The 12801-nt window shown below is 73.9% G+C and carries 13 protein-coding genes; 7 read left to right on the forward strand and 6 right to left on the reverse strand.

What is annotated here, in order from left to right; genetic code table 11:
- Positions 1-97 precede the first annotated feature (97 nt).
- Together ACH4TG_RS15060 and ACH4TG_RS15065 are read right to left on the reverse strand one after the other, a co-directional pair.
- Complete coding sequence (locus ACH4TG_RS15060; protein ID WP_398242693.1) at positions 98-922, reverse strand: tetratricopeptide repeat protein; 825 nt, start codon at positions 920-922, stop codon at positions 98-100.
- A gap of 77 nt (positions 923-999) precedes the next feature.
- Positions 1000-1434: a MerR family transcriptional regulator gene (locus ACH4TG_RS15065; RefSeq protein ID WP_398242694.1), complete on the reverse strand. Its 435-nt coding sequence runs from the start codon at positions 1432-1434 to the stop codon at positions 1000-1002.
- Between the two features lie 28 nt (positions 1435-1462).
- On the opposite strand from ACH4TG_RS15065, the gene ACH4TG_RS15070 reads away from it, so the two are divergent.
- Positions 1463-2275, forward strand: a complete 813-nt coding sequence (locus ACH4TG_RS15070; protein ID WP_398242696.1) for a methyltransferase domain-containing protein — start codon at positions 1463-1465, stop codon at positions 2273-2275.
- Between the two features lie 88 nt (positions 2276-2363).
- Positions 2364-3074 carry a hypothetical protein gene (locus ACH4TG_RS15075; protein WP_398242697.1) on the forward strand — a complete coding sequence of 237 codons (711 nt, stop codon included), beginning with the start codon at positions 2364-2366 and terminating at the stop codon, positions 3072-3074.
- A 12-nt stretch (positions 3075-3086) separates the two neighbouring features.
- Here the strand turns inward: ACH4TG_RS15075 and ACH4TG_RS15080 are convergent, their stop codons facing one another.
- From ACH4TG_RS15080 to ACH4TG_RS15090, 3 genes are all read right to left on the reverse strand, one after another.
- Positions 3087-3614, reverse strand: a complete 528-nt coding sequence (locus tag ACH4TG_RS15080) for a DUF488 family protein (RefSeq protein WP_398242698.1) — start codon at positions 3612-3614, stop codon at positions 3087-3089.
- A 12-nt stretch (positions 3615-3626) separates the two neighbouring features.
- Complete coding sequence (locus ACH4TG_RS15085) at positions 3627-3836, reverse strand: DUF2945 domain-containing protein (RefSeq protein WP_398242699.1); 210 nt, start codon at positions 3834-3836, stop codon at positions 3627-3629.
- Positions 3837-3951: 115 nt separating this feature from the next.
- A complete protein-coding gene (locus ACH4TG_RS15090; protein WP_398242700.1) occupies positions 3952-6489 on the reverse strand; it encodes a tetratricopeptide repeat protein in 2538 nt (845 codons plus the stop codon).
- Positions 6490-6660: 171 nt separating this feature from the next.
- Here ACH4TG_RS15090 and ACH4TG_RS15095 point away from each other — a divergent pair, with 171 nt between their 5' ends.
- The gene (locus tag ACH4TG_RS15095; protein ID WP_398242701.1) at positions 6661-6879 is read left to right on the forward strand and encodes a DUF397 domain-containing protein; all 219 of its coding nucleotides are present in this window, start codon (positions 6661-6663) and stop codon (positions 6877-6879) included.
- Positions 6864-8138, forward strand: coding sequence for an MFS transporter (locus ACH4TG_RS15100; RefSeq protein ID WP_398242702.1), 1275 nt, complete (start codon positions 6864-6866; stop codon positions 8136-8138). The genes ACH4TG_RS15095 and ACH4TG_RS15100 overlap by 16 nt, the downstream gene beginning before the upstream one ends.
- A gap of 300 nt (positions 8139-8438) precedes the next feature.
- Here the strand turns inward: ACH4TG_RS15100 and ACH4TG_RS15105 are convergent, their stop codons facing one another.
- A complete protein-coding gene (locus ACH4TG_RS15105; protein ID WP_398242703.1) occupies positions 8439-9338 on the reverse strand; it encodes a helix-turn-helix transcriptional regulator in 900 nt (299 codons plus the stop codon).
- A 157-nt stretch (positions 9339-9495) separates the two neighbouring features.
- On the opposite strand from ACH4TG_RS15105, the gene ACH4TG_RS15110 reads away from it, so the two are divergent.
- The 3 genes from ACH4TG_RS15110 to ACH4TG_RS15120 all read left to right on the forward strand — a co-directional run bounded on the left by ACH4TG_RS15110 (position 9496) and on the right by ACH4TG_RS15120 (position 12339).
- A complete protein-coding gene (locus ACH4TG_RS15110; RefSeq protein ID WP_398242704.1) occupies positions 9496-10512 on the forward strand; it encodes a zinc-dependent alcohol dehydrogenase family protein in 1017 nt (338 codons plus the stop codon).
- A 94-nt stretch (positions 10513-10606) separates the two neighbouring features.
- A complete protein-coding gene (locus ACH4TG_RS15115; protein ID WP_398242705.1) occupies positions 10607-11299 on the forward strand; it encodes a TetR/AcrR family transcriptional regulator in 693 nt (230 codons plus the stop codon).
- 110 nt (positions 11300-11409) lie between these two features.
- The gene (locus tag ACH4TG_RS15120; protein ID WP_398242706.1) at positions 11410-12339 is read left to right on the forward strand and encodes an alpha/beta hydrolase; all 930 of its coding nucleotides are present in this window, start codon (positions 11410-11412) and stop codon (positions 12337-12339) included.
- The last annotated feature ends 462 nt before the right edge of the window (positions 12340-12801 follow it).

Genomic DNA, 12801 nt, shown 5'->3' on the forward strand with positions numbered 1-12801 from the left:
CCCGGCACGACCGGGTGCCCGCCGGGGTCGTCCGTCGCCGGCCGCGGACCAACTGGGCCGGCGGGCACCCGTTTCGGGGCGGAGCCGGAGCCGGGGCTCAGGCGCCGTCGATGCGGTCCAGCAGGGTTCGCGCCTCCACGGTGCGGCGGTGATCAGGGCCGACGGCGGCGAGGCAGGCGTCGTGGGCGGCCGTCGCCCGGGAGCGGGCCTCGCTGCTGCGCCCCAGCCCGAAGAGGGCGGTGGCCATGACCAGGTCGACGGCTCCGCCCTGCGGGCGGTACTCGTCCTCGGGCACGTGCCGGCGCAGTTCGTCGGCGCCTTCCGCTTCGGCGAGGGCCTCCCCGTGGCGGCCTTGGCCGTTGAGGCCGCGGGCCAGGCCGAGCCGCAGTACGAGAGCGAGCAGGTCCTGCTCGCCGTAGGCGGTGAGTGCCTCGCGGGCGAGCGCCTCGGCCTCGGCGTGCCGGCCCTGGGCGTTGACGGCGAAGACCAGTCCGTTGGCCGCGGCCGCGGCGATGAGGTGCATCTCGGGCCCGGTGCCGCGGGCGGCGGTCCGTGCGACGGCCGCGCATTCCGCCTCGCATTCCGCGTGCCGGCCGAGCGCCGTCAGTTGCTGGGCCCGGTCCGAGCGCAGCTTCAGGGTCTGCGGGTGTTCGGCGCCGAAGAGCCGGCCGAAGTCCGGCAGGAGGGCGTCGTACGCGGCAACGGCGTCGCCGTGGCGGCCCTGGGCGCCGATCGCCATCGCGACGAAGCCCAGCGCCAGCGACGCGTAGGGATCGTCCGGCACCCGGGACCGGGCGACGGCTCGGGCCTCGGCCTCCGCCGCGGCATAACGTCCGGCGCGGTACAGGGCCGTGGCCTGCGTCAGGGGGGATCTCGCCGTCCGCACACGGTCGTTGCGGCCTCGTGGCCGGAAGAACTTCACGACCGGAGTATACGAACACGTCGCATGCTCGTTCGACGACTCGGGTGTGCCCGACGGCCGATGACCGGCTCTCACTGTCAGGGCGCGGGCGCCGCCCGGGCGCTGATGCGATCGGCCACCCGGCGCTGGTAGTTGGGGCAGCGGGTGATGTCCTGGTGGGTGCAGTTCAGGCCGCCCTCGATGAGGTCCAGGGATGCCTGGGCCGCGGCGATGCGCGCGCGGAGCTGTTCGGCCTCGCGGTGCAGGATCCCGCGCCGGGTGCCGCGGTCGGCGGTGGCGAACAGGCCTCTGATGGTGTCCAGTGCGAGGCCGGCCTCCTTGTACAGGAGGATCACCGCGACGCGGGTGAGGTCGTCCGCGTCGTAGCGGCGGCGGCCGCCCGCGTCCCGTCCGGGGTGGAGCAGTCCCATCTTCTTCCAGTGCCGCAGGACATGCGTGTCCAGGCCGAACCGTGCCGCGAGCGCGCCGATACTCATCGTTTCCGCGCGGTCGCCGGCCTCGCTTGACTTCATGTCGACATTAAGTCGCATGCTGCCGTGCATGTCCAAGAACCAGGAAGCGGTGGAAGACCAGGAATCGGTGGGACCGCAGGAGGCGGGGGGAGAGCACCGCGGCACGCAGGCCCTGCTGTCGCTCCTCGACACGGCGGACCGCATGCCGAGCGTGGCCCGGATGCGGGCCCGCTCCTACGAACTGCTCGCTCCCCTCCCCGGCACCGCCGTCGTGGACGTCGGCTGCGGTGCCGGACGGGCCGTCGCCGAACTGGCCGAACGCGGCGTCCGCGCGGTGGGCGTGGACCCCGACCCGTTGATGCTGGCCGCGGCCCGGGAGCGGTGGCCGGCGGCCGTGTTCCGCGAGGCGGGGGCGGAGCAACTGCCGTTCGCCGACGGCAGTGTGCGCGGCTACCGCGCCGACAAGGTCCTCCACCTGCTGGCGGAGCCGGAACGCGCGGTGGCCGAGGCGCGGCGCGTCCTCGCCCCCGGAGGGCGGATCGTCCTGATCGGGCAGGACTGGGACGCCTTCATGATCGACTCGGACGACGCGGCCCTCACCCGCGCCGTCGTGCACGCCCGCGCCGACCTCCTGAGCGCGCCCGTCTCCGCCCGCCGGTACCGCAACCTCCTGCTCGACGGCGGCTTCGACGACGTCACCGTCGAGGTGTACACCCTCGTCCTCACCGGCGCCCCGGGCCTCCCGCTGCTCTCCCGTCTTGCCCACCAGGCCGCAGCCGGCGACACCGTCGCCGGCGACCGGGCCGGGTCCTGGCTCGCCGAACAGCGTCGCCGCGCCGCCACCGACCGCCTCCTCGTCGCCCTCCCCTTCTTCCTCGCCGCCGCCTCCGCCCCGGCATGACGCCGGACCGACGAGAACGGCCGGCATCCGGTGAGTGTGCCGACGCGGGCTCTCGAACAAGCAGCCGAACCATGGCATGGTGTCTGCCGTGTCCACGATCCACGGCAGTGCCGCGACAGCCGATCCGCCCAGGGCGTTCACGACGTGCTGGCTGCACTGGATCGCCGTTCCCACCGGCGACCAGGCGGGCGTCCTGGAGGTGCTCGGGCTGACCGATCCCGAGCCCGTGGGGTTCGCCGGGGCCGAGGAGTTCGTGGACCTGGACAGCCACAACGATCTGGCCGCCGTCGACCCCCAGGGGAGCGTCCGGGTGTACGTGAGCCCCGAACTCGACGGCTGGACCTTCGTCATCGGCCGCTGGTGCAGCCCCGCCGATCCCGAGCGCACCGAGGACGTGGCCCGGCTGTGCGCCGCCCTCAGCGCCCGGTACGGGCACGCGCACGCCTTCTACTACGGCGCCCAGGGTGACGGGTCCGCCTGGCTGATCACCGAGAACGGCACGGTCCTGCGCCGCTACTGCGAAGCCGGCGACCCCGAGGACGCCCTCCTCACCCTCGGCGAACCCCTCCCCTACGAGCGGGACCGGCGCCGTGAACTCGGCCTTCCCCCGGCCTGGGACGAGGCCACCGAGCCCGACGAGGACCAGGAGGAGTGGGCGTGGGCCACCTTCGACATGGCTCCCGACCTCGCCGCCTCCTTCGGCCTCTGCCCCCGCGACATCGAGCCCACCACAAAGAGCCGCGGCACCGGCCTCATCGCCCGCACCCCGCCGCCCCACCCGCTTCCCACCGCGGAGTGAACCAGGGGACCGTCAGGCTGCGGGCGGATAGGTCAACCGCCCGTCCACCACGCGCGCGTGGGGGTTCAACGTCGCCTCGCGCGTCGAGCCGTCCGACATGATGTCCCGCACGTCCACGCCGTGGACGATCAGCGCGTCGGTGATCAGCCGGCGGTGGCAGCGCCACGGCAGCGCCTCGCTGCACATGATCGCCGGGAGCTCCTGCTCGGCCAGCGCGAGCAGTTCGTCCAGGCCCTCCGCGAACTCCCCGGTCGCCATGTAGTCGGCGTAGTCACGGAACGCCTTGACCCGCCACGCACCGTTCTCGCTCGGGGTGCCCTTCGGGGTGTGCCGGCGGCCACCCAGCTTCCTGATCCACCGGTAGCCGATGTCGTCCGGCAGGTTCTCGACGATGGCCGCCTGGTTCCACTGCGGGAACTTCCTCGACGACGGAAAGGAGCGGACGTCGACCAGGCAGTGCACCCCGTTCTCCCGGAGCATCGCCAGGAACTCCTCGAACGCATGGGTCGAATGCCCCACGGTGCAGACGCGTGCCGTCATCGTGCCGCGCCGTCACAGCTTGGTGAGCGCGCCACTCTTGTGCATGGCGATGTGATCGGTCGTGTCGCTCCTGATCTCGTACTGCGGGTCCTGCTCGCTGCACCGGCGCATATGACCCTTGTACTCCACGTCCCGGGTGTGCTTCCTGATGATCGTCCCTTGGACGTGTCCGGCTTCCGAATTCCACCGCACGTGGTCGCCGACCGCGAATTCCTCCGCCATGGCGCGCCTTTCGCTTCCTGCCCGGGAACATTCCTTGACCCGGTCAAGGGTAGTCAACGCCTCGTCGCCCCGCACGCCCGTCCCGTGGCCCGGGCGGCCGGTGCCGGCCGGCCCGCTACGGGGCCGTGAGGCGGGCGTGAAGTGCCGTCGCGCGCCGGACGTCCAAGTCGTGCGGGCCGTAGATGGCCTCGGCCTGGGGCAGGTTGTCCCGGAGGAGGCGGGCGGCCCGGCCGGCGTGGCCGGCTTCGGCGAGCCGTTCGGCGTAGAGCACGCGGGCCTTGATGGTGAGAGGGTGCGAGGCGCCGAGGAGGCGTTCGCGTCCTTCCAGTGCCTCGCGCATCAGGGCGAGCGCCGACGCGTGGTCGCCGGACAGCGAACGGGCCCAGCTGAGGACGAGTTTCGCGGAGTGGACGAGCGGGTGCCCCTCGCCGTAGAGGTGGATGCGCGCCTGGAGGGCGCGTTCCGCGGCCGCGAGCTTGGCCTCCTTGGGGGTGTCGGTGCGCAGCAGCCCGTAGGCGTAGTTGCTGTAGGCGATGGCGGTGACCACGTGGTCGGGGCCCAGGCTGTGCTCGGCGTCGGCGATCGTGGCGGGGCCGTCGCGCAGGAACGTCTCCGTGCGGCCGGCGTGGGCGAGGAACTCCAGCGCGTAGGCGCGGCTGCGCAGGGTCTCCGCGTGGTCGTTGCCGAGGGTGCGCCGCTGTCCGTCGATGGCCCGGCGGATCCAGGTGAGGGACTCCTCGGACCGTCCCATCAGGTAGAGCGTCATGCTCAGCGCCGCCGCGGTCTCCAGCGTCTCGTGGTGGCGTGCCCCCAGGGTGGCCGCGCGCCGGGTGTGGACGCCGCGCAGGACGTGCTCGGCTTCGTCGTAGGCGCCGAGGCGGCGCAGGTAGTCCCCCTGGTGGTGGCGGGCCGTCATGGTGTCGTGGTGGTCGGGGCCCTGCAGCCGCTGTGAGACGTCGCCCGTCAGCGTGGCGGCCTCCACGGCGCCGCGGTAGTCCCCGGCCTCGCAGACGAGCTGGGCCGTCCTGATGCCGAGCGCGGCGGCCTGCGGGCACGTCCGGGCGTCCGTGTGGTGCAGGAGCGCCGTGACGTGCGGCACGAGGAGCCGCAGCCGGGCGAGATGGGCGGGCGCCGCGTCACCGGGAAGGGCCGCGTCGATCAGGTGGATGGCGGTGAGCAGGTAACCGGGACGTTCCTCGGCGTCGATGCCGGCGTGGACGCTCTCCAGGACCAGTCCGTGGGCCTGGAGGCAGGGCGTCGGCGTGCCCGCCGGCGACGGCCCGGCAAAGGAGTGGGCCGAGACCAGGGAGTTGTCGATCAGCGCGCGCAGCGCCGTCTCCGCGCGGTCCCAGAAGCGGGTGCGCGTCGCGGGTCCCGCGTCGGGGTCCGGGTGGTGGCCCGACAGCACGGATCGGGGGACGGGGGCCTGGCTCCAGCAGGACAGCAGCCGCAGCAGGACGGTGGCCTCCGGCAGTCCGCGGGCGGCCAGGTCGTCGAGGGTGATCTGCCAGGTCCAGGACAGGCGCTGGCGCAGTTCACCCTCGGTGGCCGGTGCGCCGGCGTCCTCGATGTACGGGAGTTCGGCGCCCTGGTCGGCCAGGAGGGTGCCGTCGCGTTCGAAGCGGGCCCGGTAGTCGTTCAGGGACCAGGTCTCCAGCGCCTGGCGCTCCAGATAGCTGCCCGCGAGCCGCAGCGCGAGGGGCAGGCGCCCGAGGCGGTTCGCCAGGTCGAGCGCGTCGCGCGCCGTGCCGCGGCCGGGGGCGAAGTCCGTGATGACCCGGGCCGCGTCCTCCTGGGGCAGGACCTCCAGGTGGTGGAGCGTGGCGTTCTGCCACTGCGGGGCACGGGCTCGGCGCGTGGTGACCAGGACCGTGCCGGTGCGGCTGGGGCGCAGCCACCCGTCGAGGAGTTCGGGGCTGTCCGCCTTGTCGATGACCAGCAGCCAGCGCTGCGCTCGCGCCAGGTGCCGCCACACCAGGTCGGCCGCGGCCAGCCGGCCGTCGTGGGCGGCCTTCAAGTCCGCGGGGTCGGCGCCGAGTTCGGCGGCCACGGCGAGCATCCCGCGCCGCAGTCCGGCGCGGTCGGCGCCGACCACCCACAGTCCGGTCAGCCCGGCGGACTCGGCCGCGCGGAAGACCTCGGCGGCGAGCGCGGTCTTCCCGCTCCCGCCCATGCCGTGGAGCACGTGCGGGGTGCCGGGTATGTGCGCCGCGGCGGTCAGCGCGGACGCGAGCTCCTCGCGGTCGCGGAAGACCCGCGGCGGGCTCTCCACCCGGGGGGTGCGGACCGACTCCTGCCACAGATCGGTCTCCCGTTCCGCGGAGTTGACGAACGGGTCCCCGAACGCGTGGTGGTGGTCCCGGTACGCGTGCCGCGGTCCCCCGGGCCGGAAGGGTTCCGCCGCGGCGCCGTCCGGCGCGGGTTCCGGATCGCCGGCCGGCCGGCCGTCGTGCGGCCGGGACGGGGAACCGGCGGGACGGGACGGGCCGGAGGGGGAACCGGACGGTGCGGTGGCGCCGGCAACCGCGGTGCCGCGCACGCGGCGTGCCAGTGCCGTCGCCCCCGCGCGGGCCCGCTGCCACACCGCGGTGACCGTCAGGGTGACCAGGGTCGTGCCCGCCGTGACGGCCACAGTGGTCAGTGCCGCGTCCATCCCCGCCTCACCGCCATCACGACATCTCACCAACCACATGAGTATAGACGCCTATTGGGCGCTCTCGTAGGGGTATTGGCCGGTATTCGACCCGCCCCTCTTGCTGGGCGGTGCGGTCGCTGGCTCCATGGCCTCATCCCCGACGACCACTCTCCATATCGGGAGGATCCCGTGTCCGACTCGACATTCGACGGCGCATTCTGGTTCAAGGCGAACGGAAGCGGTGAAGGCGGCTGCGTCGAGGTGGCCTTCACCCCCACGGTGGTCGGTGTCCGTGACACCAAGGACAAGGGCAGCGGCCCCGTTCTGCGTTTCGACCGGCAGGCGTGGACGTCCTTCGTCCAGGACCTGCACCACGGCGAGTTCGCTCCCGAGTGGCTCTCTCTCTGAGGTCCGGCTCCCGCGCGGTGGACCAGGCCGCCGCGCGGGACTCCGGTTCCCTCACCCCCCTGCTCGCCGCAGCCGGTGTCTCCGTCACGGGGGACGGCGCGTTCCTGGTGGCCGCGCCCCTCCTCGCCGCCTCGCTCACCCGCGACCCGCTCGCCGTCTCCACGGTGACGGCCGCCTTCTACCTTCCCTGGCTGGTCGCCGGGCTGCCCGCGGGAGCGCTGGCCGACCGGTGGCCCCGCCGCCGGGTCATGCTCGCCGCCGACCTGGTACGCGCCTGCCTCATCGGACTGCTCGCCGCCCTGGTCCTGACCGGGCACGCCGGGCTGCCCCTCCTGCTGGCGGTCATCCTGCTCACCGGCATCGCAGGCTGCTTCTTCGACGCGTCCTCCCAGGCGGTCATCCCGACCCTGGCCGGGCGGGACAAGGAGGTGCTGGCCAGGGTCAACGGCCGCTACTGGTCCATCGACACCGTCGGCCGCTCGCTACTCGGACCGTCGGGCGGCTCCCTGTCGTTCGCCGCCGGCCGCTCCCTGCCCTTCGTCGGCGACGCGGTCTCCTTCGCCGCCTCCGCGCTGTGCATCAGCCGCCTGCCGAGGATGCCGGCCGCCGGGACGCCGCAGCCGCTGCTCACCGCGATCCGCGAGGGCCTCGCCCACCTGCGGCGCACCCGCCAGCTGCGCGAACTGGCCGCGACCATGGCCGCGTACAACTTCTCGTACAACGTCGCCATGGCCACCTTCGTCCTCTACGCCACCGGCCCGCTGCACATCGCCGACTCCGGTTACGGCGTCCTCCTGGCCCTCGGCGCCCTCGGCGGCATCGCCACCGGCTGGCGTGCCGCGCGCATCACCCGCAATCTGAGCCACCGGCAGACCATGACGCTCGCGACCGCGCTCCAGGCGGTCGCCTGGCTGGGCATCGCCACCGTCCACCAGGCCCTCGCCATCGCCGTCTTCCTGGGCGTCATCGGCGCCGCGTCCACCCTGGTGAGCGTGGCCGCCAGCTCGGCGCGCGCGGCGCTCACCCCCGACCACCTGCTCGGCCGGGTCGTCTCCGCCTTCCGCCTCTTCGGCATCGGAGCGGCAGGGCTGGGAGCCCTCGCCGGGGGCCTCACCGCCCAGCAGAGCGACCTGCGCACGCCCCTGTGGGCAGCCGTCGCACTCCTCACCCTGACCGTGGCGGCACACCGCCCCTGGCGCCGCTCCGCATCCCCCGCGCCATCGGCACGGGGCACGCAGCGGGCCACCGCACCGCAATAGCCGCGACCCGCTCCGGACTCCGCATCGAATCGGCCAATTTCGAAGGCAATTTGTCAGCCGGGTACGAAGAGAAGCCTCTATCGATCCGCCCAGCCGGGGGCATATTCGAATGCAATATGCCCAGAGCAAACGGAGGCCGACTTACCCTTCACCGGGGGCGTCTTGGAACTCCTCGGCGGAATTGGCGCCACCGTGCATTATGCCGGCGAATGACGAACCGGGTGCGGATTCCGGTTTACCCCGGGCGCCGCGCGCACCCCGTACCGGCGCGCCTCGGGGAGGCCCGGAAGAAGGGCGGGTTCACTCGACGGGCTCGGCCGACGGGGCGCCGGGCAGCCGGGCCGGCTCCTCGGTGGCGGCCAGGGAGGCCAGCAGGCGCAGGCCCTCCTCGCTGGGCGAGCCCGGCTCCGCGGTGTAGATCGTCATGGTGAGTCCAGGCTCGGCGGCCAGGTCCAGGGTCTCGTAGGCGAGCGTGAGGTCGCCGACGGCGCCGTGGTGGAACCGTTTGGTTCCCGTCCCGTGGCGGCGGACGTTGTGGGCACCCCAGCGGGTGCGGAACTCGGCGCTGCGGGTGGACAGTTCGCCGACGAGGTCGTGCAGGTCCTTGTCGTGGGGGTCGCGGCCGGCCTCGCGGCGCAGCATGGCCACCGCCATGTCCGCGAACCGTTCCCAGTCGGGGTAGAACCGGCGGGCGGCGGGGTCGAGGAAGTTGAAGCGGGCCAGGTTCGCCTTGTTCTCGCCGCAGGCGAGGAGGTCGGCGTAGAAGGCGCGGCCGAGGGGGTTGGCGGCCAGGATGTCCATCCGGCCGTTGCCCACGACGGCGGGCCCGGCGGTGATCGCGTCCAGGGTCCACTGCAGGCTGCGGTGCGGGGCCGACTGGCGGGCGGACCGGCGCCGGGGGCGGGTGAGGGCGTCGGAGCCGTCGGCCGCCCGGGCCAGGTGGAGGAGGTGGGCGCGCTCCGCGTCGTCCAGCTGCAGCGCACGGGCGACGGCCTCCAGAACGGCCGGGGAGGCGCCGGCGAGGCTGCCCCGCTCCAGCTTCGCGTAGTACTCCACGCTCATGTCCGCCAGGGCCGCGACCTCGCTCCTGCGCAGCCCCGGCACCCGGCGCCGCGACCCGGCGGGCAGGCCGGCCTGCTCCGGGCTGATCTTCGCTCGCCGCGAGGTCAGGAACTCGCGGGCCTCCTCGCTGGTGTCCATGTCTTCGACCGTACGGCGCGGACGGCCGGCGAGGGATGTACCAGCAGTACACCTCTCATCGGTGACTCGCTGACCGCGGGAAACGCGGGTTACCTGGGACCCAGCTCACCGGCCGCCCCGTGCGGCCCGACCCGATCAGAACGTAAGGACTTCTCCCATGCGCGGAGCAGTGATCCACGCCCCCGGCGACGTACGTTTCGAGACGCTCGCCGACCCGAAGATCATCAGCCCGACCGACGCGGTCATCCGCACCGCCGCCACCTGCGTCTGCGGCTCCGACCTGTGGCCCTGGCGCGGCCTGGACGCCACCGGCGAGGCGCACCCGATGGGCCACGAGTACGTCGGCTTCGTCGAGGAGGTCGGCAGCGAGGTCACCGCGGTCAGGCCCGGCCAGTTCGTCGTCGGATCGTTCGCCACCTCGGACAACACCTGCGCGAACTGCCGCAACGGCTTCCAGTCCAACTGCCTGAACCGCGAGTTCATGAGCACGTGCCAGGCCGAGTACGTGCGCATCCCGAACGCCCAGGGCACCCTGGTCGCCACCGACGAGGTGCCCGGCCAGGAGTACTGGCCCGGCCTGCTGGCCGTCTCCGACGTCATGGGCACGGGCTGGTTCGCCGCCGACGCCGCCCGGGTGGAGCCCGGCTCCACCGCCGTCGTCGTCGGCGACGGAGCCGTCGGCCTGTGCGCGGTGATCGCCGCGAAGGAGCGGGGAGCCGAGCGGATCATCGCGATGAGCCGCCACGAGCCCCGCCAGAAGCTCGCCCGCGAGTTCGGCGCCACCGACATCGTCACCGAGCGCGGCGAGGAGGGTGTCGCGCGGATCAAGGACCTCACCGGCGGCATCGGCGCGGACGCGGTGCTGGAGTGCGTGGGCACCGCCGAGGCGATGCGGCAGGCCCTGCACGCGACCCGGCCGGGCGGCAGCATCGGCTTCGTCGGCGTCCCGCACGACGTGGCGGTCGACGGCCAGGAGCTGTTCTTCTCCCACGTCGGCCTGCGCGGCGGCCCCGCTCCGGTGCGCCGCTACCTGCCCGACCTGATCGAGCGGGTGCTGACCGGACGGATCGACCCCGGCAAGGTCTTCGACCTCACGCTCCCGCTGGAGCAGGTCGCCGAGGGCTACCGGGCCATGGACGAGCGCCGCGCCGTCAAGGCGCTCCTCACGCCCTGACCGGCGCCCTCCGGCCGGGGCGCGGCCACGTCTCCCACCTGGGCACACGCGCTAGGGTCGGCGGAACTGACCCGGCGCGCGAGGACGGACGAACGTGGACGCTTCTGCGGTGAACGGCCCCACCGGTGGCGGGTCGCCGGAAGGCGAGGGCGGGCAGGGCGCGCCCGGCCCGGAGACCGGCGGCACGGGGTTCCGCCGCTCCGCGGGCTCGCCGCGCGGCGAGGCCAGGAAGAGGGACCTGCTCGAACGCGTCACCGACGATCTGGCCGCCAACGGCCTGGTGGACTTCTCGCTGCGGCGCGCCGCCCGGGCCGCGGGCACCACCCACAAGGTGCTGCTGTACCACTTCGAGGGGGCCGAGGACCTGCTGCGGCAGGCCGTCGGCCGGCTCCGCGACCGCCGCATCGCCCAGGCGCTCGCGGCCGCCTCGGGGCCGCCGGACCGGTCGCTCGCCGAGCGGGTCCGCCAGGTGTGGCAGGTCCTCGTCGAGGAGGAGCCGGGCCTGTCCCGCGTCCTCGACCAGGCCATGGGTCTGGCCATGTACGACCGCGAGCGCTACGGCGGGCTCAGCCGCTACGCGTCCGGGCAGTACCTGCCCGTGCTCGCGTCCTTCTGCCCGCCGCGGTGGCCCGAGCCACGCCGGCTGGAGGTCGCCGAGATGATCCTGGCGACCCTGCGCGGCTTCCTGCTGGAGCGGTCGGCCAGCGGGGACGACGCGGGAGTGGCCGCGGGGCTCGAAGCGCTGCTCCGCGCGCTGGACCGCGAGGAGGCGGCGGACGGCGGGTAGGCCCGCCGGGGGCGCGTGTCCCCGGCGAGGGGCGGCGTGACACGTTGCGAACCGCGTGGTTCACTTGGTGGAGAGGGGTCCCTCCGATCCGCGTGAAGGCAGGCGTGCACATGTCCATGGAACGCCAGAAGGTCCGATTCGCCAGCGGCTCCGACGAGTGCGCCGCCTGGTACTACCCGGGGACCGAAGAGTCCTGCGTGGTCATGGCCGGCGGCCTGGCGGTGACCAAGGAGCCGGCCACCGACCTGTTCGCCCGCCGGTTCCAGGAGGCGGGGTTCGGCGTGCTCGCCTTCGACTACCGCGGTATCGGCGAGAGCGGCGGGCAGCCCAGGCAAGTGCTGCCCCTGCGCCGGCAGCGCGCCGACTGGCACGCGGCGATCGCGTTCGCCCGCACCCTGCCGGGGGTCGATCCCGCGAGGATCGCGCTCTGGGCGTTCTCCGCGTCCGGCGGGCACGTGTTGCGGGTGGCCGCGGAGACCCCTGCCGGGTCCCTGCCGCCGGCGGCGGTCGTCGCGCAGACGCCGAACGTCGGCGGCCTCGCCGCGACCCGCCACGCGACGCGGCATCAGAAGCCCCTGGCCATGCTGCGGTTCACCGGGCGCGCCCTGCTCGACGTCCTCGGCGGGCTCGTCGGGCGGCCGCCGCTGCTCGTGCCGCTGGGCGGGGAGCCCGGCGAGATCGCCGTGATCACGACGCCGGACGTGGCGGACTCCGGGCCCGCGCTCGATCCCGGCGGGCGGTATCCGGACTGGCGCCAGGAGGTCGCCGCGAGGTCGGCGCTCGCGATGGCGCTCTCCCGGCCTGGGCGGTTCGCGTCGCGCATCCCGTGCCCGCTCCTCGTGCTGGTCTGCGACCAGGACGCGACGGCCGCTCCGGTTCCCGCCGCGGCCGCTGGGCAACGGGCGCCGCACGGGGACGTCGTGCACGTCCCCGGGGGCCACTACGCGCCCTTCCTCGCCGCCCACGACCAGGCCCTCGCCGCCGAACTCGCCTTCCTCCACGCCCACCTGCCCTCCCCGGACGCGGCTCCGCTTCCCTGACGTGCGACGGGCGGCCGGCTGAGCCCTTCCGCCGAGCGCCGGCGGTGCCGGCCGGCCGCCGGCACGCGTGCTGGCGGTGAACACCGCTCCGCCAGGGCGGCGTTGTGTCCACCGGCGCCGGGAACCACGCCGTCCGGGCCCGGCCCGCTGCGTCGCCCGGGCGCCCGCCACCTCGAACTCCCGCCGCCGTCAAGGGAGTCGGCCGAGCCGGCCTGAGCCCGCCCGGGAAGGACTGCCCATCACCTCGTCACCCAGCCGTCCGCTCGGGCCGCGGGTTCGATCTCCCGAACGGCAGCGGACATCCGGTATCGGCCGGTCGTGTCAGGACTATTGACTGCCCATTGTGTGAACGCTAACAATGCCATGCGGTTCACGATGCAGCCCGCGCGCCATCCTCACGCGGGCTCTGTAGGGCTGTCCCCACGACGCCCAGGTCGTCATCCCGATCGGTGTCAGTGCAGG

This window comes from Streptomyces sp. NPDC020917, from assembly GCF_044333795.1.
GTDB lineage: Bacteria > Actinomycetota > Actinomycetes > Streptomycetales > Streptomycetaceae > Actinacidiphila.

Bases quoted from the DNA above. Each gene is read 5' to 3' on its own strand.
- ACH4TG_RS15065 (WP_398242694.1), bottom strand. From the start codon at position 1,434: ATGAAGTCAAGCGAGGCCGGCGACCGCGCGGAAACGATGAGTATCGGC.
- ACH4TG_RS15070 (WP_398242696.1), top strand. From the start codon at position 1,463: ATGTCCAAGAACCAGGAAGCGGTGGAAGACCAGGAATCGGTGGGACCG.
- ACH4TG_RS15080 (WP_398242698.1), bottom strand. From the start codon at position 3,614: ATGACGGCACGCGTCTGCACCGTGGGGCATTCGACCCATGCGTTCGAG.
- ACH4TG_RS15085 (WP_398242699.1), bottom strand. From the start codon at position 3,836: ATGGCGGAGGAATTCGCGGTCGGCGACCACGTGCGGTGGAATTCGGAA.
- ACH4TG_RS15090 (WP_398242700.1), bottom strand. From the start codon at position 6,489: ATGGACGCGGCACTGACCACTGTGGCCGTCACGGCGGGCACGACCCTG.
- ACH4TG_RS15105 (WP_398242703.1), bottom strand. From the start codon at position 9,338: ATGGACACCAGCGAGGAGGCCCGCGAGTTCCTGACCTCGCGGCGAGCG.
- ACH4TG_RS15110 (WP_398242704.1), top strand. From the start codon at position 9,496: ATGCGCGGAGCAGTGATCCACGCCCCCGGCGACGTACGTTTCGAGACG.
- ACH4TG_RS15120 (WP_398242706.1), top strand. From the start codon at position 11,410: ATGTCCATGGAACGCCAGAAGGTCCGATTCGCCAGCGGCTCCGACGAG.